This is a genomic window from Pseudarthrobacter sp. N5 (assembly GCF_050157035.1).
GTDB lineage: Bacteria > Actinomycetota > Actinomycetes > Actinomycetales > Micrococcaceae > Arthrobacter.
On sequence record NZ_CP189593.1, the window covers coordinates 2,180,676 to 2,207,042 of the forward strand.

General features: G+C 63.1%; 24 protein-coding genes. 15 read left to right on the forward strand and 9 right to left on the reverse strand.

The annotated features are described in order from the left end of the window. Positions 1-68 precede the first annotated feature (68 nt). The 12 genes from ACQCST_RS10510 (at position 69) to ACQCST_RS10565 (ending at position 11,544) form a co-directional block, all read left to right on the forward strand. Positions 69-785: an HAD hydrolase-like protein gene (locus ACQCST_RS10510; RefSeq protein ID WP_426995733.1), complete on the forward strand. Its 717-nt coding sequence runs from the start codon at positions 69-71 to the stop codon at positions 783-785. Further along, positions 772-1,440 carry a lysophospholipid acyltransferase family protein gene (locus ACQCST_RS10515; RefSeq protein ID WP_426995734.1) on the forward strand — a complete coding sequence of 223 codons (669 nt, stop codon included), beginning with the start codon at positions 772-774 and terminating at the stop codon, positions 1,438-1,440. Before ACQCST_RS10510 ends, ACQCST_RS10515 begins: the two co-directional genes overlap by 14 nt. A 77-nt stretch (positions 1,441-1,517) precedes the next feature. Further along, complete coding sequence (gene uvrC, locus ACQCST_RS10520; protein ID WP_426995735.1) at positions 1,518-3,521, forward strand: excinuclease ABC subunit UvrC; 2,004 nt, start codon at positions 1,518-1,520, stop codon at positions 3,519-3,521. 71 nt (positions 3,522-3,592) lie between these two features. Beyond that, on the forward strand, positions 3,593-4,516 hold the full coding sequence (gene rapZ, locus ACQCST_RS10525) for an RNase adapter RapZ (RefSeq protein ID WP_426995736.1): 924 nt from the start codon (positions 3,593-3,595) through the stop codon (positions 4,514-4,516). Continuing rightward, entirely contained in the window at positions 4,516-5,535 is a 1,020-nt protein-coding gene (locus ACQCST_RS10530) for a gluconeogenesis factor YvcK family protein (protein ID WP_426995737.1), read from the forward strand. Before rapZ ends, ACQCST_RS10530 begins: the two co-directional genes overlap by 1 nt. Before the next feature lie 9 nt (positions 5,536-5,544). Beyond that, positions 5,545-6,525 (forward strand): DNA-binding protein WhiA, encoded by a 981-nt coding sequence (gene whiA / locus ACQCST_RS10535; RefSeq protein ID WP_426995738.1) that lies wholly within the window; start codon positions 5,545-5,547, stop codon positions 6,523-6,525. A 174-nt stretch (positions 6,526-6,699) separates the two neighbouring features. Beyond that, positions 6,700-7,323: a superoxide dismutase gene (locus ACQCST_RS10540; protein ID WP_426995739.1), complete on the forward strand. Its 624-nt coding sequence runs from the start codon at positions 6,700-6,702 to the stop codon at positions 7,321-7,323. A 265-nt stretch (positions 7,324-7,588) separates the two neighbouring features. Then, positions 7,589-8,599, forward strand: a complete 1,011-nt coding sequence (gene gap, locus ACQCST_RS10545; RefSeq protein ID WP_426995740.1) for a type I glyceraldehyde-3-phosphate dehydrogenase — start codon at positions 7,589-7,591, stop codon at positions 8,597-8,599. 10 nt (positions 8,600-8,609) lie between these two features. Beyond that, on the forward strand, positions 8,610-9,836 hold the full coding sequence (locus ACQCST_RS10550) for a phosphoglycerate kinase (RefSeq protein ID WP_426995741.1): 1,227 nt from the start codon (positions 8,610-8,612) through the stop codon (positions 9,834-9,836). A gap of 73 nt (positions 9,837-9,909) precedes the next feature. Continuing rightward, complete coding sequence (tpiA, locus tag ACQCST_RS10555; RefSeq protein ID WP_426995742.1) at positions 9,910-10,725, forward strand: triose-phosphate isomerase; 816 nt, start codon at positions 9,910-9,912, stop codon at positions 10,723-10,725. A gap of 49 nt (positions 10,726-10,774) precedes the next feature. Continuing rightward, a complete protein-coding gene (secG, locus tag ACQCST_RS10560) occupies positions 10,775-11,032 on the forward strand; it encodes a preprotein translocase subunit SecG (protein WP_426995743.1) in 258 nt (85 codons plus the stop codon). Positions 11,033-11,148: 116 nt separating this feature from the next. Next, positions 11,149-11,544: an RNA polymerase-binding protein RbpA gene (locus ACQCST_RS10565; protein WP_426995744.1), complete on the forward strand. Its 396-nt coding sequence runs from the start codon at positions 11,149-11,151 to the stop codon at positions 11,542-11,544. Here ACQCST_RS10565 and pgl read toward each other — a convergent pair. From pgl to tkt, 6 genes are read right to left on the reverse strand one after another with little or no spacing between them, the layout of a single operon-like run. Then, entirely contained in the window at positions 11,497-12,315 is an 819-nt protein-coding gene (pgl, locus tag ACQCST_RS10570; RefSeq protein ID WP_426995745.1) for a 6-phosphogluconolactonase, read from the reverse strand. The two genes, ACQCST_RS10565 and pgl, sit on opposite strands and share 48 nt — an antisense overlap. Further along, a complete protein-coding gene (locus ACQCST_RS10575; RefSeq protein WP_426995746.1) occupies positions 12,305-13,246 on the reverse strand; it encodes a glucose-6-phosphate dehydrogenase assembly protein OpcA in 942 nt (313 codons plus the stop codon). Before ACQCST_RS10575 ends, pgl begins: the two co-directional genes overlap by 11 nt. Continuing rightward, entirely contained in the window at positions 13,243-14,799 is a 1,557-nt protein-coding gene (zwf, locus tag ACQCST_RS10580) for a glucose-6-phosphate dehydrogenase (RefSeq protein ID WP_426995747.1), read from the reverse strand. Before zwf ends, ACQCST_RS10575 begins: the two co-directional genes overlap by 4 nt. A gap of 15 nt (positions 14,800-14,814) precedes the next feature. Next, entirely contained in the window at positions 14,815-16,449 is a 1,635-nt protein-coding gene (locus tag ACQCST_RS10585; protein ID WP_426995748.1) for a glucose-6-phosphate isomerase, read from the reverse strand. A 5-nt stretch (positions 16,450-16,454) separates the two neighbouring features. Further along, complete coding sequence (tal, locus tag ACQCST_RS10590) at positions 16,455-17,573, reverse strand: transaldolase (protein WP_426995749.1); 1,119 nt, start codon at positions 17,571-17,573, stop codon at positions 16,455-16,457. Positions 17,574-17,604: 31 nt separating this feature from the next. Next, positions 17,605-19,722 carry a transketolase gene (tkt, locus tag ACQCST_RS10595; RefSeq protein WP_426999150.1) on the reverse strand — a complete coding sequence of 706 codons (2,118 nt, stop codon included), beginning with the start codon at positions 19,720-19,722 and terminating at the stop codon, positions 17,605-17,607. Positions 19,723-20,224: 502 nt separating this feature from the next. Here tkt and ACQCST_RS10600 point away from each other — a divergent pair. Beyond that, positions 20,225-21,187 (forward strand): heme o synthase, encoded by a 963-nt coding sequence (locus ACQCST_RS10600; RefSeq protein ID WP_426995750.1) that lies wholly within the window; start codon positions 20,225-20,227, stop codon positions 21,185-21,187. An 88-nt stretch (positions 21,188-21,275) separates the two neighbouring features. Here the strand turns inward: ACQCST_RS10600 and ACQCST_RS10605 are convergent, their stop codons facing one another. The 3 genes from ACQCST_RS10605 to ACQCST_RS10615 are packed head-to-tail and all read right to left on the reverse strand — an operon-like array spanning position 21,276 to position 23,951. After that, entirely contained in the window at positions 21,276-22,220 is a 945-nt protein-coding gene (locus ACQCST_RS10605; RefSeq protein ID WP_426995751.1) for a COX15/CtaA family protein, read from the reverse strand. A 7-nt stretch (positions 22,221-22,227) separates the two neighbouring features. Beyond that, positions 22,228-22,986 (reverse strand): ABC transporter permease, encoded by a 759-nt coding sequence (locus ACQCST_RS10610; protein WP_426995752.1) that lies wholly within the window; start codon positions 22,984-22,986, stop codon positions 22,228-22,230. Then, a complete protein-coding gene (locus ACQCST_RS10615) occupies positions 22,983-23,951 on the reverse strand; it encodes an ABC transporter ATP-binding protein (protein WP_426995753.1) in 969 nt (322 codons plus the stop codon). The genes ACQCST_RS10610 and ACQCST_RS10615 overlap by 4 nt, the downstream gene beginning before the upstream one ends. A gap of 106 nt (positions 23,952-24,057) precedes the next feature. On the opposite strand from ACQCST_RS10615, the gene ACQCST_RS10620 reads away from it, so the two are divergent. Then, positions 24,058-24,903, forward strand: a complete 846-nt coding sequence (locus ACQCST_RS10620) for a helix-turn-helix transcriptional regulator (protein WP_426995754.1) — start codon at positions 24,058-24,060, stop codon at positions 24,901-24,903. Further along, entirely contained in the window at positions 24,903-26,366 is a 1,464-nt protein-coding gene (gene sufB, locus ACQCST_RS10625) for a Fe-S cluster assembly protein SufB (protein WP_426995755.1), read from the forward strand. Before ACQCST_RS10620 ends, sufB begins: the two co-directional genes overlap by 1 nt. The last annotated feature ends 1 nt before the right edge of the window (position 26,367 follow it).

Below are 26,367 nucleotides of genomic sequence, written 5' to 3' on the forward strand. Positions count from 1 at the left end.
GGTGTGGAAGTATTCCATTGTGCGCATGCGAGTTTCAGGCATCAGCGGTGTCGTGAGAAACTAGGCCGGTGACTCTATCAACGGTGCCTGTGATCTTCGACCTGGACGGCACTCTTGTCGATCCGGCCGGTGGAATAACAGATGGAATTGCTTCGGCTCTCGGCGAGCTGGGCATCCCGGTTCCCGGCCAGGACCTGCTGGACGCGATGATCGGTCCCAAACTCAGTGACTCACTGCTGACCGTGGCGGGGGTGCCGGCAAGGCAACTGGATGAGGTCATCCGCATCTATCGGCAGTATTACCTGGCCAGGGGCATTGCCCAAGGCCGGCTGTATCCGGGAATACGCACGCTGCTGGAGGACTTCGTGGCAGCCGGCCGGCCCATCGCGGTAGCCACGCAGAAACCGGAAGGCCTTGCCCGCACGGTTCTTGAACACCATGGGATAGACGGCCTGTTCGGGTTCATTCGGGGGTCGGCGGCGGATGAATCTCTGGCGGCCGGCGGACCTGTAGGCAAGACCGGGATCATTGCAGCGGCCCTGTCTGATCTGGGGACGCAGCACGCGGTGATGATCGGAGACCGTGCACAGGACGTCGCCGGAGCCATTGCCAACGGGCTCGACTGCATTGGCGTCAGCTGGGGATTTGCGCGTGATGGGGAACTCCAAGAAGCGGGGGCAGTGGCCGTGGTTAACAGCACCGATGCGCTGCTCCTGACCATTGGCAGGCTGGAATCGGTCCGCGCTGCGGCCATGAGCGAGGTGCAAAACGATGGCACTGTTTGATGCAATCCGTTGGACCACCCGCGGGCTTATTTCCGGTTCCTGCCGGCCAACGGTCATTGGGCTGGAGAACGTGCCCAAGGACGGGCCGTTCATTGTGGCTCCGAACCACCTCTCGTTCCTGGACAGCGTTATTGTCCAGGCACTGATGCCGCGGCCTGTTGCCTTCTTCGCCAAGGCCGAGTACTTCACCACCACCGGCGTCAAGGGTCGCGTGATGAAGTCATTCTTTGAGGCGGTAGGTTCCATCCCTGTGGAACGCGGTGAGCAGGCCGCCAGCGTCCAGGCACTGAAGACACTCCTGGACATCCTGGAAGCAGGCAAGGGAATCGGCATTTACCCCGAAGGCACCCGCTCACGTGACGGAATCCTGTACCGGGGCCGGACCGGCGTCGGCTGGCTGGCACTGACTACCGGAGCGCCGGTCATCCCCGTGGGCCTGATCGGTACGGAACACCTGCAGCCCGCTGACCGCAAGACGGTCAAGCCGCAGCACTTCATCATGAAGGTGGGAGAACCCCTGTTCTTTGACAAGACGGGGCCGGATCACTCCCTCCCGGCACGCCGCCAAGTCACCGACCGGATCATGGACGCTATTGCCGAACTGACCGGTCAGGAACGTTCCACCAGCTACAACCAGGGTAAAACTGCCGAATAGCACGGAGGTGTAACACCGAGGTGCAGCAGGCTGAATCCCCGCGCAGCGCGCGCTGCGGACCTCAGTAGACTGGGATAGTGACAGATCCAGCGAGTTACAGACCCCAGGCGGGTGAGATTCCCACCAGCCCGGGTGTCTACAGGTTCCGTGATCCCCACGGCCGCGTCATCTACGTGGGAAAAGCAAAGAGTCTCCGCTCCAGGCTGAACTCGTACTTCGCCAACCCGGCAGGGCTGTTACCGAAAACGCACGCCATGGTCCACACGGCGAGCAGCGTGGAATGGACTGTGGTGGGAAGCGAGCTGGAGTCCCTTCAGCTCGAATACACGTGGATCAAGGAATTCAAGCCGCGGTTCAACGTGGTGTTCCGTGATGACAAGACGTACCCCTACCTGGCCCTGACCATGGGGGAGAAGTTCCCCAGGGTGCAGGTCATGCGCGGCGACCGCCGGAAAGGAACCCGATACTTCGGCCCGTACACGGCGGGGGCCATCCGGGAGACCATGGACACGCTGCTGCGCGTATTTCCAGTACGGAGCTGCAGTCCGGGCGTGCTGAAGCGCGCCCAGGCCAGTGGCCGGCCGTGCCTGCTGGGATACATCGACAAGTGCGCCGCGCCGTGCGTCGGCCGTGTCACTCCGGAGGAGCACCGGGCACTCGCGGAGGACTTCTGTTCCTTTATGGGCGGCGAGGCCAAGCGCTTCATCGCCAGATTGGCAAAGGACATGTCTGCGGCCGTGGCCGAGCTCGACTACGAGCGAGCCGCCCGGCTCCGGGACGACATCTCCGCCTTGCGGAAAGTATTCGAACGAAATGCCGTGGTCTTGGCTGAGGACACAGAAGCTGACATTTTTGCCCTCCACGAGGACGAGCTGGAAGCGGCTGTCCAGGTCTTCCACGTCCGCGGCGGCCGCGTCCGCGGCCAGCGCGGCTGGGTGGTTGAGAAGGTGGAGGACTCCAGCACTCCGGACTTGGTGGAACACCTGCTGCAGCAGGTATACGGCGACGACGGCGACAGCCACGGCAGACTGCCCCGAGAGGTCCTGGTGCCGGTGCAGCCCAGTAACTCGGCCGATCTGGCCGAGTGGCTCGGCGGCCTGAGGGGCGCCAAAGTTGATATCCGGGTCCCGCAGCGGGGTGACAAGGCTGCGCTGATGTCCACGGTGCGCGAAAACGCTGAGCACGCCCTGAAGCTTCATAAAACACGGCGCGCCGGCGACCTGACCGTGAGGTCGCAGGCGCTCCAGGAACTGCAGGAGGCACTTGATCTTCCCGTGGCCCTCCTTCGGATCGAATGCTACGACGTCTCGCACGTCCAGGGCACCAACGTTGTGGCTTCGATGGTTGTTGTGGAGGACGGCCTGCCGAAGAAGTCCGACTACCGGAAGTTCTCCGTCACCGGAGCGGCAGCCGCCGACGATACTGCAGCCATGCATGACGTGCTGACCCGCCGTTTCCGGCATTACCTCCTGGACAAAACAGCCCAGGTGGAATCCTCGCAGCTGCCGGACCCCGGGCCGGCACCGGCTGATGCTGACAATGTGGTGCCGGACACCACAACGCCCGCCCCGCGGAACAGATTCGCGTACCCGCCGAATCTGGTGGTGGTGGACGGAGGCAAACCGCAGGTCAACGCTGCCGCCCGGGCATTGGCGGATCTTGGCATCGATGACGTATACGTGGTGGGACTGGCCAAGCGGCTCGAGGAAGTCTGGCTCCCCGGCAGTGAATTTCCGGTCATCCTGCCCCGCTCGTCACAGGGCCTGTACCTCCTTCAACGGATCCGGGACGAGGCCCACCGTTTTGCCATCACCTTCCACCGGCAGAAGCGTGGCAAGGCCATGACGGTCTCAGCCCTTGACGGGGTGCCGGGTCTGGGCGAGGCCAAACGAAAAGCATTGCTCGCCCGCTTCGGGTCGGTGAAGAGCATCAAGACGGCGTCGGCCACCGAGCTGATGTACGCCAAGGGGATAGGACACTCGCTGGCCGCATCCATTGTCAGCCACTTTGCCGCGGCAGGTTCGGCAGGGGATGCGGTGCCGACCATTAACGTGACGACCGGCGAAATCCTTGAAACTTAGCTAGGGTAAGGAGCGGGTATTCGGCACATGCCGTTGCACACAGAATTCATGGCAGGAATGGGGCTGGGGTAATGGCAGAGTCGACGGCAGGGTCCGGGACGGAGAATGACGGCCTGACGCCGGTCAAACCCGTTGAAGCGGAACTGCTCGTGGTGACCGGAATGTCCGGGGCAGGCCGCAGTACGGCCTCGGATGCACTGGAGGACCACGGCTGGTACGTCGTAGAGAACCTGCCTCCACAGATGCTGGGCACCCTTGCCGAACTGGTATCCCATGCACCGCAGTCCATCCCCAAGCTCGCGGTGGTGGTTGATGTCCGCAGTAAGGCATTGTTTGCCGATATCCGTGCTGCGCTGGGGGCTCTGGCAGCAAGTGGCGTCACGTTCCGCGTCTTGTTCCTGGATGCCAATGACGACGTCCTGGTCCGCCGATTCGAGCAAGGCCGACGCCCGCATCCGCTGCAGGAGGGTGGCCGGATCCTTGACGGGATAGCCGCCGAACGGGAGCTGCTCAAGGAGCTGCGCGAGACTTCCGATGTTGTGCTGGACACGTCGGCATTCAACGTCCATGGCCTCGCGACGGCCATCACCGAACTGTTCAGCGACTCCGGTCCGGTGGCGCTGCGGCTTAATGTCATGAGCTTCGGCTTTAAATACGGTTTGCCGGTCGACGCGAATTATGTGGCAGACGTCCGGTTCATCCCCAACCCGCATTGGGTCCCGAAACTGCGTCCGCACACTGGCCTTGACAAGGATGTGAGTGAATACGTCCTGGAAGCAGAGGGCGTCAAGTCCTTTGTGGAACGCTATGTGAGGGCACTTGAACCGGTGCTGGACGGCTACCGCCGGGAAAACAAGCACTATGCCACCATCGCAGTGGGATGCACCGGCGGGAAGCACCGATCGGTGGCGGTCGCCGTCGAACTTTCCAAAAAACTGGCTCAATATCCACGCGTTACCATGACCACCACGCACCGGGACCTGGGCCGCGAATAATGGGCCTGCTTACCGGGCCGCTGCCGCTCATCCCGCCCGCAAACGGTGCGATGTCAGGCCAGCAGGACAAAGGACCCTCCGTTGTGGCACTGGGCGGCGGCCATGGGTTGTCGGCATCCTTGTCGGCGCTGCGTCTCCTCACCTCTGAGCTCACGGCAATAGTCACAGTTGCAGACGACGGCGGTTCCTCCGGCCGTCTCAGGGAGGAGTACGGTGTCCTCCCTCCCGGGGATCTGCGCATGGCGCTGTCCGCGCTCTGCGACGACACCGACTGGGGGCGGACGTGGCGGGATGTTATGCAGCACCGTTTCCAACCGGGTAAAGGCACAGGCGGTTCTTTGGATGAACATGCCATGGGTAATCTGCTCATCGTCACGCTGTGGGAGCTTCTCGGCGATGCTGTGGCGGGTCTGAAATGGGCCGGTGCGCTGCTCGGTGCCCGCGGCCAGGTACTGCCCATGTCCACGGTGCCGCTGACCATCGAAGGAGACGTCCGTGTCTCGGCTCCGGACGGCACACGCACCTTACAGACCGTCAGGGGCCAGGCGAAGTGTGCCGTTGCGGGCTCCCTGGAGAGTGTCCGCCTGTTGCCGGAGTCCGCACCGGCGTGCATCGAAGCGCTGACCGCCATCGAACTGGCCGACTGGGTGATTCTGGGCCCGGGTTCCTGGTACACCTCTGTTCTTCCGCACCTGTTGCTGCCGGAAATCCGGCAGGCCTTGTGTGACACCGCGGCAAAACGCTGCCTCACCATGAACCTGGCCACGGACACCAGGGAGACGTCCGGGATGTCAGCAGCAGATCACCTTCACGCGCTCCGCAAATACGCGCCCGGCTTCAGCGTTGACGTTGTGCTCGCCGACCCGGCCTCTGTCGCGGACATGGCGGAATTCGAGAAGGCCGCCGGAATGATCGGAGCCGAGGTGGTCTTGGGTAAAGTGAGTGCGTCTGGCCGCCGTCCGGTCCATGATCCATTGCGTCTGGCAACGGCTTACCACGATATTTTCGGGAACAGTTAGGAAGGTGCCATGGCACTGACAGCATCGGTTAAAGAAGAACTGTCCCGTCTGGACGTCAAGAAGTCCTCAGTCCGCAAGGCTGAAGTCTCGGCGATGCTCCGGTTCGCCGGCGGACTGCACATCATTTCCGGCCGGATCGTCATCGAGGCCGAGGTCGATCTGGCCTCCACGGCCCGCCGGCTCAGGGCGGCAATCGCAGAAGTCTACGGGCACCAGAGCGAGATCATAGTAGTGTCCGGCGGAGGCCTGCGCCGCGGCAGCCGCTACGTGGTGAGGGTGGTGCGCGACGGCGAGTCACTGGCACGCCAGACAGGACTCCTTGACGCCCGTGGCCGGCCCGTACGCGGGCTTCCCTCTGCGGTAGTCAACGGCTCGGCAGCTGATGCCGAGGCGGTCTGGCGGGGCGCGTTCCTGGTCCATGGTTCCCTCACCGAACCCGGCCGGTCCTCCTCGATGGAGGTCACCTGCCCCGGACCGGAATCCGCACTGGCCCTGGTGGGGGCCGCGCGGCGGCTCGGCATCCAGGCCAAGGCCCGGGAAGTCAGGGGAGTGGACCGGGTAGTCATCCGTGACGGAGACACCATCGCCGCCCTTCTCACCCGCATGGGCGCGCACGATGCACTGATGGTCTGGGAGGAACGGCGCATGCGCAAGGAGGTCCGGGCCACCGCCAACCGGCTGGCAAACTTCGACGACGCAAATCTCCGGCGCTCGGCCCAGGCTGCTGTGGCCGCCGGGGCCAGGGTGGACCGCGCCCTTGAGATCCTCGGCGACGATGTCCCGGAGCATCTCAAGTACGCCGGTGAACTCCGGGTCGCCCACAAGCAGGCGAGCCTGGACGAACTGGGCCGGCTGGCTGATCCGGTCATGACCAAGGACGCCATTGCCGGCCGCATCCGCAGGCTGCTGGCCATGGCGGACAAACGGGCCACCGATCTGCGTATCCCGGGCACGGATGCCAATGTGACGCCTGAAATGCTGGACGAGTAGCACCCCGCCTAGAATCGAAAGCGGTGACGGAAATACCTGCTGCAGCCCGGAGGTTATGCCCACGGGAGCGGCAGGGCCGTCAGGCTATCCGTCGCCGGAAATTTCCGGGTGCTCAGCCATCCGGATCCGAGAGTTACCGAACCGGACAACCCGTCCACGACATTGGAGGATTTTGTGACCGAGTACGTACTGCCAGAACTCAGCTACGACTACGCAGCGCTGGAGCCCCACATTTCAGCCAGGATCATGGAGCTGCACCACAGCAAACACCATGCCGCCTACGTGACGGGCGCCAACAACGCCTTGGCACAGCTGGCCGAGGCCCGCGACAAGGGCGACTTCGCCAACATCAACCGGCTTTCCAAGGACCTGGCCTTCCACACCGGCGGCCACGTCAACCACTCGGTGTTCTGGAACAACCTGTCCCCGGACGGCGGCGACAAGCCGGAAGGTGAGCTGGCAGCTGCGATCGAGGACGCCTTCGGATCCTTCGACGCATTCCGTGCCCAGTTCAGCGCGGCCGCGCTGGGCCTGCAGGGCTCGGGCTGGGCCTTCCTGGCGTACGAGCCCATCGGCGGCAACCTCGTCATCGAGCAGCTCTACGACCAGCAGGGCAACGTCGCACTGGGTACCACCCCGCTGCTGATGCTCGACATGTGGGAGCACGCCTTCTACCTCGACTACGTCAACGTCAAAGCCGACTACGTCAAGGCCTTCTGGAACATCGTCAACTGGGCCGACGTCGCCAAGCGCTTCGACGGAGCGCGCAAGAACGCAACTGGCCTCATTACCCTCTAAGGGTGAGGTGAAATACACCCACCTGTAACAAACTTCACATTTGGACCGTTTCGGGCCGAATCGTGGACGGTCTGCCCCCGCGCTTGCGGGGGCAGACCTTCTTAAACGTAAGATGGATCACGGAAGGCGGTTAGCCTTCAGCAATGTGGCTGGTCGCCCTCCGATCTGGTAATCATCTCTGCCCAATGGCGTGCGGGATCTGTTAGTTGGCTTGAATGCCGACTCAACTAGTCGTGTTCGCAAGAGCACCAAGGAGACTGAAAAAGTGACGACCCGTATTGGTATCAACGGCTTCGGCCGCATCGGCCGCAATTACTTCCGCGCAGCACTCGCACAGGGTGCCGACATCGAGATCGTTGCAGTCAACGACCTCACCAGCCCGGAAGCCCTGGCCCACCTGCTCAAGTACGACTCCGTGGGCGGCCGCCTGAAGGAGACCGTTGAGGTCAAGGAGGGCAACCTCATCGTTGACGGCAACATCATCAAGGTCCTCGCCGAGCGCGATCCGGCCAAGCTGCCATGGGGCGAGCTGGGTGTCGACATCGTCATCGAATCCACCGGCTTCTTCACCAAGGCAGCCGCTGCGCAGAAGCACATCGACGCCGGCGCCAAGAAGGTCCTGATTTCCGCTCCGGCCTCCGACGAGGACATCACCATCGTGATGGGCGTCAACCACGAACTCTACGACCCGGCAGCGCACCACATCATCTCCAACGCTTCCTGCACCACCAACTGCCTCGGCCCGCTGGCCAAGGTAGTCAATGACGCCTTCGGCATCGAGCGTGGCCTCATGACCACCATTCACGCCTACACGGCCGACCAGAACCTGCAGGACGGCCCGCACAGCGATCTCCGCCGTGCACGCGCCGCGGCCATCAACATGGTCCCGACGTCCACCGGTGCGGCCAAGGCAATCGGCCTGGTGCTTCCGGAGCTGAAGGGCAAGCTGGACGGCTACGCCATCCGCGTGCCGGTTCCCACCGGCTCTGCCACCGACCTCACCGTCACCGTTTCCCGGGAGGTTACCGTCGCCGAGGTCAATGCTGCACTCAAGGCAGCTTCGGAGTCCGAGCAGTTCAAGGGCATCCTGAGCTACACGGAGGATCCCATCGTCTCCTCCGACATCGTGGGCGATCCCGCGTCCTCGATCTTCGACTCCGGACTCACCAAGGTGATCGGCAACCAGGTCAAGGTTGTTTCCTGGTATGACAACGAGTGGGGCTACTCCAACCGTCTGGTGGACCTCACGGAGCTCGTCGCAGCCAAGCTGGGCTAGGGTTAGACACATGACATTCCACACCCTCGACGAACTAATCGCTGATGGTGTCCGCGGGCGGTACATTCTGGTCAGAAGTGACCTGAATGTGCCGCTCGACGGCTCTACAGTGACTGACGACGGCCGCATCCGGGCCTCCCTGCCAGTATTGGGAAAGCTCACAGACGCCGGTGCACGCGTGCTGGTAACAGCCCATCTGGGACGGCCCAAGGGCGCCCCGGAAGAGAAATACTCGCTGAGGCCCGCCGTGGACCGGCTGGCCGGACTTGCCCCGTTCAAGGTCTCCCTGGCGGATGACACCGTCGGTGAGTCAGCGAAGGACCTTGCAGCCTCGCTGCAGGACGGCGAAGTCCTCGTTCTGGAAAACGTGCGCTTCGATGCCCGTGAGACCAGCAAGGATGATACCCATCGGGGTGCTTTCGCCGATGAGCTCGTTGCGCTCACGGGTGAGAACGGCGCCTTTGTTGATGACGCGTTCGGTGCCGTGCACCGGAAGCATGCAAGTGTGTACGACGTCGCCACCCGGCTTCCGTCGTATCAGGGGGACCTTGTGCACACTGAAGTCGAGGTCCTGCGCAAGCTGACCGCCGACACCCAGCGCCCCTATGTGGTGGTCCTTGGCGGTTCGAAGGTATCCGACAAACTCGCAGTCATCGACAACCTGATCGGCAAGGCGGACAGCATCCTTGTGGGTGGCGGCATGTTGTTCACTTTCCTGGCAGCTGCGGGCCACAAGGTGGCCGGCAGCCTGCTGGAAGTGGACAAGATTCCGGTGGTGCAGGATTACCTGCGTCGCGCATCGGACGCCGGTACTGAATTCATTGTGCCGAGTGACGTTGTGGTTGCCGCGAAGTTCGCTGCGGACGCCGTTCACGAAACGGTCAGCGCAGAGGCCATTGAAAGCAGCAGCTTTGGCGCGGCGGGCATTGGCCTGGACATTGGTCCGGATTCAGCCGCGGCGTTTGCGGACCGTATCAAGGGTGCCAGGACCGTGTTCTGGAACGGCCCGATGGGTGTCTTCGAATTTGATGCTTTTGCCGGCGGCACACGCGCCGTTGCGAAGGCTCTCACGGAAGCAGACGCCTTCACTGTGGTTGGTGGCGGCGACTCCGCGGCCGCGGTACGCACGCTCGGCTTTGATGATGACCAGTTCGGCCACATATCCACCGGTGGCGGAGCCAGCCTTGAGTATCTTGAAGGCAAGGAACTGCCGGGACTGAGCGTCCTGGACCGCTAGAAACTCCAGCCGGCAGGACGCCCACGGGCATCCTGCCGGCTTTTCACATAACAAGCAATTTTGGAGAACACACGTGACAACGTCAACGAACGGCACATTCGACCGCATGCCCTTCATTGCGGGCAACTGGAAGATGAACATGGACCACGTCCAGGGCATCACCCTCCTGCAGAAACTGGCCTGGACGTTAACCGACGCCAGGCATGACCACAACCGTGTGGAAGTTGCCGTCTTCCCGCCGTTTACGGACCTCCGCGGCGTCCAGACCCTCGTCCAGGGCGACGAACTGGACATCGCCTACGGCGGCCAGGACCTGTCCCAGTTTGATTCCGGCGCCTACACAGGCGACACCTCCGGTCAGTTCCTGAACAAGCTGGGCTGCAAGTACGTACTGGTGGGACACAGCGAACGGCGCACCATCCACAATGAGTCCGACGACGTCCTGAACGCCAAGGTCAAGGCCGCCTACCGCCACGGCGTCACCCCGGTGCTGTGCATTGGCGAAGGCCTGGAAGTCCGTCAGGCAGCAACCCATGTGGAGCACACTCTGCAGCAGCTCCGAGCCGATGTGCAGGGCCTTACTGCCGAACAGGCTGCTGAGCTCGTGGTTGCCTACGAACCGGTGTGGGCCATCGGCACCGGTGAAGTTGCCGGCCCGGAAGATGCCCAGGAAATGTGTTCCGCCATCCGGGCGGAACTCGGTGAACTGTTCGACGGTAACGTCGCCGCCAAAGTCCGGCTGCTCTACGGCGGTTCAGTCAAGGCCAACAACGTGGCGGCAATCCTGAACGAGCGCGACGTCGACGGCGTGTTGGTGGGCGGGGCAAGCCTGGATCCCGCCGAGTTTGCTAATATTGTCAGGTTCGAGAGTCACCTGGTGACGGATTAGTCCGGATACAGGCGAGACTCCCGCAATTCCCAACTTCTGAAAGGCCGTCGTGGACGTTCTTCATGTCATTCTGCAGATTCTCCTGGGCATCACCAGTCTTCTGCTGACGTTGCTCATCCTCCTCCACAAGGGGCGCGGCGGCGGTCTCTCCGACATGTTCGGCGGGGGCATGAGCTCAGGTCTGGGCTCCTCCGGTGTTGCAGAGAAAAACCTCAACAGGTTCACGGTCATCCTGGGCGTCACATGGGGAGTTGTGATCATCGCCATCGGGTTGCTGATGCGATTCAGCACAGGTGCCGATTCCTAAGGGTTCTCGCCGTATCGAAGAATTCCGTGCCTCTCCGGCACTGCCGCCGTGGGGAACTCCGCACTAAACTGTGGCTGTTGGACATCTGAGTCCAGCCCAGCAGCCAGGAGTTCCCGATGGTACGCACCGCGTCAGGGTTCCGTGGCACCCGTGTGGGTGCCACGGAAGGTACAGGTCCGAAAATCCAGCGGGATGACCACGTAGGGGCACCGCTGCCGCGTATTCGTGTTTCCTATTGGTGTGCCAAAGGACACGAGACGCGGCCTGTTTTTGTTAAGCTTCCAGATGATCAGATACCCGTGGTCTGGGACTGCCGCAGGTGCGGCGGCCAGGCGACGAGGGGCTCAGCCGATTCCGCTCTGCCAGATCCGGTGGAAGACGGCTACAAAAGTCATCTGGAATATGTTAAAGAGCGGCGCTCCAGCCAGGACGCCGAGGACGTACTGGCCGGAGCGCTTGAAAGACTACGAGCCCGTGGACTCCTTGCGGACGAGTTGCTCCGGGACACGTGAGGCTGCATTTTCGTCGATCAGCCAGAGCGTCCGCGAGAGGCCACGCGGGCCGGCTGCCGGTACCTGCACCGGATTGGCGCCTGCCAGGGCAAGTCCCACGGCGCCGGCCTTATCCTCGCCGGCAACAACCATCCATACTTCAGTTGCGGTATTAATGGCAGGCAGTGTCAGCGAAATCCGCTCCGGCGGCGGTTTGGGTGAATTCCGCACACCCACCACCGTGAGGTTCTTTTCACGGATGCCCGCCTGTTCAGGGAAAAGCGAGGCCACATGCGCGTCCGGGCCGACGCCCAGCAGCACCACGTCGAAGCGGGGTAGCGAGCCCGGGGTGTCCGGCCGGTCATCTGAGGCGTCGGCAGCGTGCTCGGCCTGCGCAGCATCACGAAGCCTGCGGGCGTAGTCGGACGCAGCTTCTTCCGGACTGCCGAAATCATCCGTGGAGCCGGGTTCATGCACCCGGGCAGGATCAACCGCAAGGTGGGACAGCAACGCAAGCCGGGCCTGGCCTGTGTTGCGGTCATCGTCGCCGGCAGCCACAAACCGTTCGTCACCCCACCAGAAATTCACCCTGGACCAGTCGACAGCAGGCGCAGCAGGCGAGTCCGCAACAGCCCTCAGAGTGCCGATTCCCACAGTTCCTCCGGTCAGCACCACAGTCGCCTCACCGTGTTTATCCTGGATATCCACAAGCTTGGTGATCAGGCGCGCTGCGATCGCGGCCATCAATACGGATGAGTCGGGGTGGATGCTTACTCTGGGGTCAGCGCTCACTGGGACGGACACTCCTTAGATTGGTACGGGCCAGTCCAATGGTAATCACTTCACCGAACACTTCGTCGGGATCCAACCGGCGCAGTTCTTCGGCCAGGCAGTCCCGCAGGCTACGGCGGGGGAGGGAAATCCGCTGTGCCGGTTGCCCCGGCTGCGTCAGCTCGGCCACGGACAGCCCGGGCCTGAACAGCTGAACGTCCCCGCTGGACCTGGTGAGACGCACACGCCGGATTCCGGTACCGGCAGGATCGGCAACGATGGTCACCGGTGCATCCAGTGCCAACGTCAGCCACGCGGCCAGGAGGATTGTACTGGGGGAGTCGGAGGCGCCTTCAACAGCCACGGCCGTCACCGGTGACGCGTCCACCTGGTCAAGCACCGCAGCCAGCTGGATGCGCCAATTGGTCAGCCGGGTCCAGGCGAGGTCGGTATCGCCTGCTTTGTAGGTCTTGCGGATGTTCTCAAGTGCCCGCTGCGGATCGGCCTCGTTGGCGGAGTCCGTGATGCGACGGTGTGCGATGCGGCCGATCGACGTCTCGCAGGCGCTTTGCGGCGCACCATGAGGCCACCAGGCCACGATGGGCGCGTCAGGCAGCAGAAGTGCTGCAACCAGCGATTCGCTTTCGTGGGCCAGCTCGCCAAAGCCGCGCAACAGGATGACTTCTGACGCACCGGCGTCGCCGCCCACCCGGATCTGGGCGTCCAGCCGGTCAGGAGCCTCTGCGCCGGCATCAGCCAGCACAATGATCCGGCACGGGTGTTCGCGGCTGGCCTCGTTGGCGGCTTCAATGGCCTCTTCTTCAAGCCCGGATTTTGTCACCACCACAAGAGTCAGAACGCGGCCCAGCGCAATGACGCCGCCCTGCTCCCGGAGCGACATCATCTTCTTGGAGATCTTGGAGGTTGTTGTATCCGGAAGATCTACGATCATGGCCTTCTCCAGGTTCGTCCGTCACGGGCAAGGAGTTCGTCCGCTGACGCGGGACCCCAGCTGCCGGGAGCGTAGCGCTCGGGCTGTTCCCCAAGACCGGCCCAATACTCTTCGAAAGGGTCCAGGATTTTCCAGGAAAGTTCAACTTCCTGGTGCCTCGGGAACAGCGGCGGTTCGCCCAGCAGCACATCAAGGATCAGGCGCTCATAGGCTTCCGGGCTGGACTCGGTAAACGAGTGCCCGTAACCGAAGTCCATGGTGACGTCGCGTACTTCCATCTGTGTGCCGGGTACTTTGGACCCGAAACGGATGGTGGCACCTTCATCGGGCTGGACCCGGATCACCACAGCGTTCTGGCCGAAGTCGTCCTCACCGTGGTCACGGAACAGCAGGTTGGGCGCGCGCTTGAAGACCACCGCAATTTCGGTGACCCGGCGGCCCAGCCGCTTTCCTGCACGCAGGTAAAACGGAACGCCGTTCCAGCGCCGGGTATTGATATCCACCCGGATCGCAGCGAAGGTCTCAGTACTGGAGTCGGCCGGAATGCCCTCTTCCTCAAGATAACCCTGGACCTGTTCGCCGCCCTGCCAGCCACCGGCGAACTGGCCGCGGGCAGAGTGCGTGGAAAGGTCTTCGGGAAGTTTGACGGCCGCCAGGACCTTCTCCTTCTCAGCGCGGAGGTCATCCGCGTTGAAGGAAATAGGTTCCTCCATGGCGGTAAGCGCCAGTAGCTGGAGCAGATGGTTCTGAATGACATCGCGTGCTGCGCCGACGCCGTCGTAGTAACCTGCGCGCCCGCCCGTGCCGATGTCCTCGGCCATGGTGATCTGGACGTGGTCCACGTAGTTGGCGTTCCACAGGGGTTCGAACAGCTGGTTGGCGAAGCGCAACGCCAGAATGTTCTGGACAGTTTCCTTGCCAAGGTAGTGGTCGATCCGGAACACCGAGTCCGGCGGGAAGACGGATTCGACGATGTCGTTGAGCTGCCGGGCCGATTCGAGATCGTGTCCGAACGGTTTCTCAATGACCACCCGGCGCCACTTGTCACCGTCGGCCTGCGCCAGTCCATGCTTGGACAGCTGCCGGCAGACCAGTTCGAAGGCGTTCGGTGGAATGGACAGATAGAACGCGTGGTTTCCGCGCGTTCCGCGCTGCTCATCTAGTTCCGCAATGGTCTGGCGGAGACGCTCGAAGGCGTCGTCGTCGTCGAACTCTCCCTGGACGAAACGGATGCCCTCCGAGAGCTGGTTCCAGACGGCCTCGTCGAAGGGGGTGCGGGAGTAGGCCTTGACAGCCTCCTTCACCTCGGCGGCGAAATCCTCGTTGTCCCACTGGCGCCGGGCGAAGCCCACCAGCGCAAAGCTGGGGGGCAACAGGCCGCGGTTGGCCAGATCGTAGACGGCTGGCATGAGCTTTTTGCGTGCCAGATCGCCGGTTACTCCGAAGAGTACAAGTGAGGATGGTCCGGCGATCCGGTTCAGACGGCGGTCGCGCGGATCCCGGAGGGGGTTGCGCCCCCGGGCTGGCCTTTTGCCGTTTTCAGTTGTTGGCATGGTGGCTTCGGTGCCTTAGCTTTCTGTGGCGGTTGCTGCCTGGCCGGCAAGCACAGACACGATGTCCCGCAGCTGCGCCACGCCGGCAGCGCGGTCGGTGAGGTGCAGCCGGAGGACCGGACGGCCGTGGTCACTGAGCACCTGCGCATCGCCGGCGGCCTGGGCGGAGATCAGCTCACCGAAGGTGAACGGACGGTCCGGGATGGCAAGATCCCCGGCGGATGCCGCCGTGACCTGTAGGAAGACGCCGATGGCGGGCCCGCCCTTGTGGAACTGACCGGTCGAGTGCAGGAAGCGGGGGCCCCAGCCAAACGTGACCGGACGTCCGCTGACCAAAGCAAGCTCGTCCCGGATGCCCTCAAGAGGTGCGTAGGCAAGCCGGTCGAAGTAAACCTGCACGCTGAGGTAGCCGTCAGCGGCAAGTTCGGAGAGCAGCGCTCCAACGGCGGCCGGGGCGGTGGTGGAATCACCGAGCCAATCGCCTCCGCGGACCTCGATGGCACCGTCCACGAAAGCCGCGGGAGTCGGTTCCGGCTGGGCGTCCAGCAGTCCGCGCGCAGCCACTTTGGCGGCTTCGACGTCGGGTTGGTCATAGGGGTTAATGCCAAGCAGGCGGCCGGCAACGGCGGTGGCGAACTCCCACACCATCATCAGGGTGGCCAGGCCGCCGGCAATGGCAACTTCGTTCTCACCAAGTTCGACGTCGGCTTCCGGGCCAACCAGCCGCACCACCAGGATATCGGGAGCACCGAATGAAACTTCCGGCGATGACATTCCGGCAACGACGGGCAGCACACCGGTACCCAGCTTGCCGGTGGATTCGGCGATCAGTTGCTCCGCCCAGTCGGCAAAGCCCACGATGCCGGAGCCGTCCTCGGCGATCACGATCTTGTTTCGCAGCGGGTTGGTACCACCAAGGGCCGCCCCGAGAGCCAGCCCGATGTTCTCCGGCGCGTCCTCGTTCAGGATTTCGGCTGCTTCCTCTGCCTCGTCCAGGAACGCCTGGATGTCCACGCCGGCCAGGCCGGAAGGAACCAGCCCGAACGCAGTCAGGGCAGAGTAGCGTCCGCCGACGTTCGGATCAGCGTTGAAGACCGCCCGGTAGCCGGCTTCACGGGAAGCCCGGTCCAGCGGGGAACCCGGATCTGTGACGATGACGATCCTGCTCTTGGCATCGATCCCGGCATCGTTGAACGCCTGCTCAAAAATGCGGCGCTGGGAGTCAGTTTCAAGTGTTGAACCGGACTTCGAGGAGACCACAATGGCAGTCTGCGCGAGGCGGTCCGCCAGGGCAGCACTGACCTGTTCAGGGTCAGTGCTGTCCAGCACGGTCAGCTCGACGCCGGCGGTGCCCGCAATCACTTCAGGAGCCAGCGAGGAGCCGCCCATGCCGCAGAGGACGATACGGGTAACACCTTCAGCCTTCAGCGCATCCCGGAGCGCCAGGATGCTGCCCACAAGCGGCTGCGAGACGGTTGCCGCCTCGACCCATCCGAGACGGATGGCCGATTCGGATTCTGCCTCGGGGCCCCACAGCGTGTGGTCCTTGGCGAAGATCCTTGTCGCAATACGGTCCTCCACCAGAGCGGGGAGGTGCTGCTCAAGTGCCTGCCGGGCAGCGCCGGTGGCGTCGTAGCTGAGAGTGCTCATATTGACTAGGACGCCTTCCGTGCAGAGGCGAGGGCGCCTTCGACGTCGGCCAGCAGTTCCTTCCAGCTGGCCACGAACTTGTCGAGGCCTTCGGATTCGAGCAGTGCCACAACCTCGTTGTACGAGATGCCGAGTGCGTCAAGCGCGTTCAGCGTGGCATTGGCGTCCTCGTAGCTCCCGGTAACGGTGTCGCCGGTAACGGTGCCGTGGTCAAAGGTGGCATCGAGGGTCTTCTCCGGCATGGTGTTCACCACGCCGGGTGCCACGAGTTCCGTGACGTACAAGGTGTCAGGGTACGCCGGATCCTTGACGCCGGTGGAAGCCCACAGCGGACGCTGCGGGAGCGCTCCGGCGTCGGCGAGCACACCCCATCGTTCGGTGGAAAAGAGCTCTTCGTGGACCTGATAAGCCAGACGGGCGTTGGCAACGCCGGCCTTGCCCTTGAGGCCCTTGGCCTCGTCGGTGCCGATGGCGTCGAGGCGCTTGTCGATCTCGGAATCCACGCGGGAAACAAAGAAGGAAGCCACGGAGTGGATGCCGGAGAGGTCATGGCCGTTTTCCTTGGCCTGTTCCAGTCCGTTCTGGAAAGCGTTGATGACGGCGCGGTAGCGCTCCAGGGAGAAGATCAGGGTCACGTTAACGCTGATGCCTTCGGCGAGCGTTGCCGTGATCGCTTCCAGTCCTTCAAGGGTGGCCGGGATCTTGATGTGGACGTTGCTCTTGTTCACCTTGGCATGCAGGTGCTTGGCCTCCGCGATGGTGGCGGCCGTGTCCCAGGCGAGCCTGGGATCCACCTCGATGGAGACACGGCCATCAACGCCTTTGGAGGCAGCGGCCACAGGCGCGAAGAGGTCGCAGGCGTCGGCAACGTCAGTAGTGGTGATCTCGAAGATGGTCTCTTCAATGCTGGCGCCCGCGGCTGCAAGCTCGGCGATTTTGGCATCGTAGTCGCTGCCTGAGGTGATGGCCGCGTGAAAGATGCTGGGGTTCGTGGTGACACCGACAACGTTCTTCTCTTCAATCAGCTTGCGCAGGCTGCCGCTGGACAGCCGTTCGCGGGAGAGATCGTCGAGCCAGATGGATACGCCGGCGGCGGAGAGCTGTTGCGTGGGAGTGGTTGTCATTTCATATCTCCTTGAAACTGGTGGGTGCGTATCAGGACTGGAGTCCGGCGAGCGATTCCTTGGCGGCGGCGGTGACTGCTTGTGCGGTGATGCCGAATTCCTGGAAGAGGCGTTTGTAGTCTGCGGAGGCTCCGTAGTGTTCCAGTGAGATGAAGCGTCCGGCGTCGCCGGTGAATTCGCGCCAGCCCAGCGCAAGTCCGGCTTCGACGGACACGCGTGCCTTCACGGCCGCCGGGAGGACGGTTTCACGGTAGGCGGGGTCCTGCTTGGTGAACCATTCCACGCAGGGCATGGAGACCACGCGGGTGGGGATCCCTTCGGCCTGGAGCGCTGTCCTGGCCTGGACGGCGAGCTGGACTTCGGAGCCGGTGCCGATCAGGATGACCTTGGCGGGGACGGTGGCGCCGTTAGCGGAGGCTTCGGCCAGGACGTAGCCTCCCTTGGCTACCCCGTCAGTGGAGCCGAAGGTGTCGCCCTCGGCCTCGCCTTCGCCACGTGCCCAGGTGGGAATGTTCTGGCGTGTCAGGACGATGCCGGCCGGGTTGCTGTGGTTTTCAAGCATGGTCTTCCACGCGGCAGAGACTTCGTTGGCGTCACCGGGACGGACCACGTCCAGCCCCGGGATGGCGCGGAGGCTGGCGAGCTGTTCCACAGGTTGGTGGGTGGGACCGTCCTCGCCCAGACCGATGGAGTCGTGCGTCCAGACATACAGGGACGGGACACCCATCAGCGCACCGAGGCGGATCGCGGGCCGCTGGTAGTCGGAGAAGATCAGGAACGTGCCGGAGAATGCACGGGTCCGCCCGTGCAGCGAGATGCCGTTCACGATCGACGCCGCTGCGTGCTCACGGATGCCGAAGTGCAGCACGCGCCCGTAAGGGTTCCCGGACCAGGCGCCGGTGGAGCGCGATACAGGGATGAAGGAGGGCGATCCTTCGATGGTGGTGTTGTTGGACTCGGCGAGGTCGGCGGAACCGCCCCAGAGCTCGGGCATGACCGGACCGATCGCGTTCAGCACCTTGCCGGAGGCCGCACGGGTGGAGACATCCTTGCCGGCCTCGAAGAGCGGCAGGGCAGCGTCGAAGCCGGCCGGGAGATCACGGGCCTCAACACGGTCCAGCAGCGTGGCTGCTTCCGGGTTGGCGGACTGCCAGGAGTTGAAGGACTCTTCCCATTCCTTGCGCGCCGCGGCGCCGCGGTCCACGACGGACCGGGCGTGCGCGAGGACGTCCGCGTCAACCTGGAAGGACTTGGCCGGGTCAAAGCCCAGGACCTCCTTGAGACCGGCGACTTCCTCTGCGCCCAGGGCCGAGCCGTGGATCTTGCCGGTGTTCTGCTTCTTCGGGGCCGGGTAGCCAATGATGGTCCGCAGCGACACGATGGACGGTCTGGACGTCTCGGCCTTGGCTGCGAGCAGCGCGCCGTAAAGTTCCTGGACGTCTTCGACGTACTCGCCGGTCTTGGTCCAGTCCACCCGCTGGGTATGCCAGCCGTAGGCTTCGTAGCGCTTCAGAACGTCCTCGGAGAAGGAGATGTCTGTGTCGTCCTCGATGGAAATGTGGTTCTCATCGTAGATGACCACGAGGTTCCCGAGCTCCTGGTGCCCGGCCAGGGAGGAGGCCTCGGACGTCACACCTTCCTGGAGGTCGCCGTCGGAGGCAATGACCCAGATGGTGTGGTCGAAGGGGCTGGTGCCGGCGGCAGCATCGGCGTCGAACAGTCCGCGTTGGCGGCGCTGGGAAAAAGCAAACCCCACGGAGGATGCCAGGCCCTGGCCCAGCGGGCCGGTGGTGATTTCCACACCGGCGGTGTGCCTGTACTCCGGATGCCCCGGCGTCAGCGAGCCCCAGGTGCGCAGCGCCTCAAGGTCCTTCAGTTCCAGGCCGTAACCCGAGAGGAACAGCTGGATATACAGCGTCAGGGACGTGTGGCCCGGGGACAGGATGAACCGGTCGCGTCCCAACCAGTCAGGGTTCTTGGGGTCGTGGCGCATCAGCCGGTTGAACAGCAGGTAAGCGGCCGGCGCCAGGCTCATGGCCGTTCCGGGGTGGCCATTGCCCACCTTCTCCACAGCATCCGCGGCCAAAACACGCACCGTATCCACGGCACGCTGGTCCAAGCTGGTCCAAGACAGGTCTTGCTCTTCCAAATGTGGCACGAAAACCGGGCCCCTCTCTGTGCTGACGGCGGGTGGTAGGGACAATCCGGCCCGGGCACAGTTCGGTGCCCGCTGCGGTGCGTACCAGCCGTTCACCATTGAAACGTTGATCAATTATTCAGTCGCATAAAACGAGTGGGAATGCGTTTTCGGGCGGAACCCATTAAGCGCTGATCTGGAGACAGCTTAGCTCTATTCCACGGTCCGATCAGTGAAAATCTCACCAGATGGACTGAATTTCGCTTTTGTGAATCACCTTGCAGTGCACGTCATGGTGAGGTTGGCTTAACCTGCGCGAATCACGCCACGGGGGATCACCAAAGATGATTGGTCCGCGTCCGGCATCCCCCCGCCGCGGTATGATATCTGAAGGCCACCGGCAGACAGCGCGGGCCCGTCAGATGGGCCCCGGCAGTTGTCAGATGCCGCCGTGGGAGCCATGAGGATGCAACTGTCCAGCGGATCAGCCGGACCAACAGCCAGACAGAACAGAGTGACTGCCAACGTGAGCACAACAGATACGCCGCTGAACGCTTCCCGGGTTCCCGGGAAAGCCGGACTCGCCCGCAAGGCAAAGGCGTACCTTGCCCTCACCAAGCCCCGTGTAATCGAGCTCCTGCTGGTCAGTACGCTTCCGACCATGATTTATGCCGCGCGGGGCTTCCCGTCTCTTGGGCTGATCCTCGCCACTCTGGTGGGTGGAGCATTCGCAGCGGGCAGCGCAGGAGCCTTCAACTGCTACATCGACCGCGACATCGACAAACTGATGCACCGGACAGAAAAGCGTCCGCTGGTCACCGGCGAGGTGACGCCCCGGGAGGCACTGGTTTTTGCCTGGCTCCTCGGTGCCGCCGCCATCGCCATTTTGTGGTTCGGCGCCAACCCGTTGTCCGCTTGGCTGGGCCTGGGCGCGATTGTCTTCTACGTGGTCATCTACACCATGATTCTGAAGCGGCGGACAGCGCAAAACATCGTTTGGGGCGGAGCAGCCGGATGCTTCCCCGTGCTGATCGCCTGGGCAGCTGTCACAAATACCGTTGAATGGCCTGCGATTGTCCTGTTTATGGTCATCTTCCTGTGGACGCCGCCACATTACTGGCCGCTGTCCATGCGCTACGGCGAGGACTACCGTAATGCCAACGTGCCCATGCTCGGCGCCATTGCGGGCGCCAAGGTGGTGTCCGTCCAGGTTGTTCTTTATGCGTGGGCCATGGTGGCGTGTTCTCTGTTGCTGGTTCCGGCCGGCGGTGCGGGCTGGGTTTACACCGTGACCGCTGTATTGGCCGGAGCCTGGTTCCTGTATGAGTCGCATGCGCTGTACAGCCGTGCCCAGAGCGGCAACGTCTCGGATCAGGGCGCCATGAAGGTATTCCATGGCTCCATCAGTTATCTCACATTGCTTTTTATCGCCGTGGCGGTGGACCCGTTCGTGGGTTCGCCCATCATGGGCGGCTGACGCTCCATAACAATAACGCGGGGTCACGTACCGCCCATCCGGAACGCCGGAATGGGCCGTACGTGACCCCGCGTTGTTTATTGGTGGTCTACTTGACCGGGCTGGACCGGGCAAGGTCCGCGGCATTGGTGGCGGCGCTCATCAGCAGTGCAGCTCCCAGCAGGTGTGCGCCCACCAGCAAGGCAGGGATACCGTTGTAATACTGGGTGAATCCGATGATCGCCTGGAGCAGGGTTACCCCCAGCAGCATAAAGACGGCGGTCCGGAGCGGCCCCGCGAACCGGCCCGTGACTATTACAAAGACGGCAAAAAGCGTGCCTGCCGTTATCAGGTAGGCCGGCACCGCATGAATATGCGACCAGAGATCCCAGTCGAGGTTGTTGCGGGGCGCATCGGCATCTCCGGCATGCGGTCCGGCGCCGGTCACCACAACGCCCAGCATCACGGCTGCAGCAGAGAAAACGGCGACGGCGGCCATCACCGGACGCAGGACCGCATGCACCGGGGGAAGCGGCAGCGCTGCAAGGCGTCCGGTCCTTCCGTAGGCCCGGTTTACAAGCAGTGTTGCGAAGACGACCAGCGCCATGGATACCAGGAAATGCAGTCCCACCACCCACGGATTGAGCTGGGTGAGCACTGTAATCCCGCCGATTACGGCCTGTGCGGGAATGCTGGCCAGCAAGCCAAGCGCCAGCAGGAAAAGGTCTTTGCGTTCCTTGCGGAGGTTCCACAGGTAGACAAGCATGAGCGCGGCTACGGCGGCCAGTGCAAATGTCAGGAGCCTGTTGCCGAACTCGATGACTCCGTGAAAGCCCATTTCCGGAGTGCTGATGAGCGAGGTGTCGGTGCATCGGGGCCAGGTGGGGCAGCCCAGGCCGGAGGCGGTCAGCCTGACGGCGCCTCCGGTAACCACCAGCAGTACCTGCCCCATCAGTGAGAACAGGGCAAGACGCCGCACGGTTGCGTCGACGGTAAGGGGCAACTTGGATGTCAGGCGGCTGACAATCCGGGGGAGGGGCGAAGCCGAGCTCACGGTTATCTCAATTCCATTTGAACCAACGAATGGCTGCGAAGCCGGCCACGGCCGTCCACAACAGCAGGATAAGGGCAGCGGACCCGTTGAGGGTTCCGTGTAGAAATGCTTCGCGCATGGCCATGCCCAGGGCACCGGATGGCAGGAGGTGGACAATGCTCTGTGCCAGAGCGGGAAGGCGTTCGGCAGGAATGACTATCCCACCCAGGGCGCCCAACAGTATCCACAGAAGATTGGTGATGGCCAGGGTGGCCTCGGGCCGGACGGTGCCGGCCACCAGCAAGCCAAGCGCGGTGAATGCCGCGGCGCCCAGGGCCAGCAGGCCTAGGCCAGCAAGCCAGCCGGACGGTTCGGGCTGCCAGCCCAGTGGCAACGCCACGGCTGCCACAACGGCAATCTGGAGGCACAAGACTGCAAGTACGGCGAGGATCTTCCCGGCAATGAGCCCGGTACGCCCCAGCGGTGTTGTGGAGAGGAAACGCAACACACCATAGCGGCGGTCAAATCCGGTGGAGATGCCCTGGCCGGTGAAAGCCGTGGACATAGCGCACAGGGCCAGGATTCCGGGAACAGCCACATTGACCCGGCTGCCGCCCAACCCATCCAGCAGCGGCGTCACGGTCAGCCCGATCAGCGCCAGGAGCGGCAGGACAATGGCCAGGATGAGCTGTTCGCCGTTTCTGATCATGGTGAGGGATTCATATTTGCCCTGGCGCAGAATTCGCCGGAGCAGGGGAGCCGGGGCCCTACCTGATACAGGGTTCATCGGTTTTCCTTTCCGGAGATGTCCAGAAAAACGTCTTCGAGGCTGCGTGCCGCCATGCTCATGGATCCGGGCATGACATCGTGCGCGGCCCACCAGGCTGCCAGTGCAGAAAGGTGCCGGGGGGTCAGCACACCGGTGGCACTGTAACTTCCGGCGCGGGTTTCCCGGACGTCAATATCCGCGGGAAGCACTCCGGAAAGACTCAGTCCGGCCGTCGCCTCGAACAGCAGTGTGCGTACGTGTTCCCTTGGGTCATCGGGTGAGGTATCTCGTTGCAGAAGCTGGGAGACGGTGCCCTCAGCCATATTTCTTCCCGAATCAATGATGTAGACATAGTCGGCCAGCCGCTGAGCGTCATCCATCAGATGGGTTGTCAGGATGATTCCCATACCGGCGTCGCGAAGCTCTGAGATCAGCTCGAAGACCAGTTGCCGCGACTGTGGGTCCAGGCCGGCGCTCGGTTCATCGAGAAACAACACTTCCGGGTTGCCGATCAGGGCAGCGGCGAGTGCCAGCCGCTGCTTCTGGCCGCCAGACAGCCTGCGGACGTTGGTCCGGCTGAAGGAATCGATGCCCAGCCGTTGAATCAGTTCATCCAGCGGCCGTGGGTTCATGTACATGCCCGCGATGTGTCGGAGAAGTGGAATGGGGCGGGCTGATGGCGGAAGACCGCCGTCCTGGAGCATCACTCCCACGCGGGACCTCAGCGCGGCTCCGGCGTTCCCGGGATCCTCGCCGAGCAGGGAGATGGATCCGCCCGTCCGCTGCTGGAGTCCCTGGGCGCATTCAATGGTGGTGGTCTTTCCGGCGCCATTGGCTCCGAGGAGTGCCGTGATCTGTCCGCGTTCGGCCACGAGCGAGACGCCACTGACAATCCGGAGCATCTTTCCGTCCAGACTGGCCAGCGGACCAACATCCTTTATGAGCCCGCTGATGGACAGTACCGGGGATTCGGGGGATCGCACCCCAGCATTCTACGTGATGTAGTAGGAGGACGGTGATGCCCGTTTGTGACTGAAGGTCAGCCTTGCCTTACTGGCAACCGGGACTAAATTACGACATGATTATGTTGTGTATTCCATGAGGAACTCTTTTTCCGTGCCCGCTGGGCATGGCGCGTCCAGCGGCATACCCGACGGCACGCAGCCTGCTGCAGCGCTGGCTTCTGTCCCTGACGCCGAAGAGCGGACCCGGGACCGTGTCCAGGGTGCCGTGCTTGAACACGGCCCCGTCAGTGCGGCCGAGCTTGGTGAGCTGCTGGGCTTCACCCCGGCAGCAGTCCGCCGGCATCTGGATCATTTATCCCGCAGCGGTGTGATTGAAGTCAAGCGCGCGGCGCGGGCAGGTACGGGTGCAGGCCGTCCGGCCCGCCGTTATGTGCTGAGTTCCCAGGGCCAGTCCTCACTGGGCGACGACTACCTCAACATCGCCAGCACGGCGCTCAAGCAGCTCGAGGAAATGGCGGGCTCAGATGCAGTCCGTCGCTTCGCCGTCGGACGCTTCGCCGAAATGGAACGCCGTTACGCCCCCGAAGTTGACCTTGCCGGCGCCGACATTACCGCCCGTGCGCAGGCGTTGTCCGCTGCACTTTCCCGGGACGGTTACGTCGCCTCCGCGGCATCGATGGAGGCACGGGCTCCGCTGCCCGCTGCCCTGTCCAGCGTCCAGCTCTGTCAGGGCCATTGCCCCATTCAGCATCTTGCCGCGCAGTTCCCGGTATTTTGCGACGCTGAGACTGATGTGTTTTCCCGGCTGGTAGGCGTCGATGTCCGGCGTCTGTCCACTCTTGCCGGCGGCGGACACGTCTGCACCACCCACATACCCACAGGCCGTCCGGCGGCCGCAAGGACTAACGTCCCTGTCAGCGGGCCGGGCAACCTGGACGAAGTATCCAACCATCAGCAAGAAAGGCCGTGATGACGGACCAATTAGCAGAGAAAGCGATAGCCGAAGACACTGTGATCTCGGAGATTCTGGAAAAGAATCCCGAGCTCCACGGTATCGGCACGTACGAGTACGGCTGGTCCGACAAGAACGACGTCGGCGCCAATGCCCGCCGCGGCATCAACGATGAGGTCGTCCGCGACATTTCGGCCAAGAAGAACGAGCCGCAATGGATGCTTGACCTGCGGCTGAAGGGCCTTAAGTACTTCGACCGCAAGCCCATGCCCACCTGGGGTGCAGACCTCTCGGGCATCGACTTCGACAACATCAAGTACTTCGTCCGTTCCACGGAGAAGCAGGCTGCCACCTGGGAAGACCTGCCCGAGGACATCCGGAACACCTACGAGAAACTGGGCATTCCGGAAGCCGAGCGCAGCCGTCTGGTCTCCGGCGTGGCCGCACAGTACGAGTCCGAGGTGGTGTACCACCAGATCCGTGAAGACCTGGAAGCCCAGGGGGTCATCTTCCTGGACACGGATACGGCGCTGCGCGAGCACCCCGAGATCTTCCAGGAATACTTCGGCACCATCATCCCGGTGGGCGACAACAAGTTTGCGTCGCTGAACACCGCTGTATGGTCCGGCGGTTCCTTCGTGTATGTGCCCAAGGGTGTCCACGTGGACATTCCCCTGCAGGCATACTTCCGGATCAACACGGAAAACATGGGCCAGTTCGAACGCACGCTGATCATCGCTGACGAGGACTCCTACGTCCACTACATCGAAGGCTGCACGGCGCCCATCTACACCTCGGATTCGCTGCACTCGGCCGTTGTGGAAATCATCGTGAAAAAGGGCGCCCGCGTCCGGTACACGACGATCCAGAACTGGTCAACCAACGTCTACAATCTGGTGACCAAACGTGCCATCTGTGAAGAAGGCGCCACCATGGAGTGGGTCGACGGCAACATCGGCTCCAAGGTCACCATGAAGTACCCGGCCGTTTACCTCGTGGGCGAGCACGCCAAGGGCGAGACACTGTCCATTGCCTTCGCCGGCGCCGGCCAGCATCAGGACACGGGTTCCAAGATGGTCCACATTGCTCCGAACACCAAGAGCTCGATCGTTTCCAAATCCGTCGCGAGAGGTGGCGGACGTGCTGCCTACCGCGGCCTCGTCCAGATCCGCGAAGGTGCAAAGCACTCGGCCAACACGGTCCGGTGTGACGCGCTGCTGGTGGACACCATCAGCCGCTCGGATACCTACCCGTACATCGACATCCGTGAAGACGATGTGACCATGGGGCACGAGGCCACCGTCTCCCGCGTCAGCGAAGAGCAGCTGTTCTACCTGATGTCCCGCGGCATGCGCGAAGACGAGGCCATGGCGATGATCGTCCGCGGCTTCATCGAGCCGATTGCGCGCGAGCTGCCGATGGAATACGCACTTGAGCTGAACCGACTGATTGAACTGCAGATGGAAGGGTCCGTCGGATAAC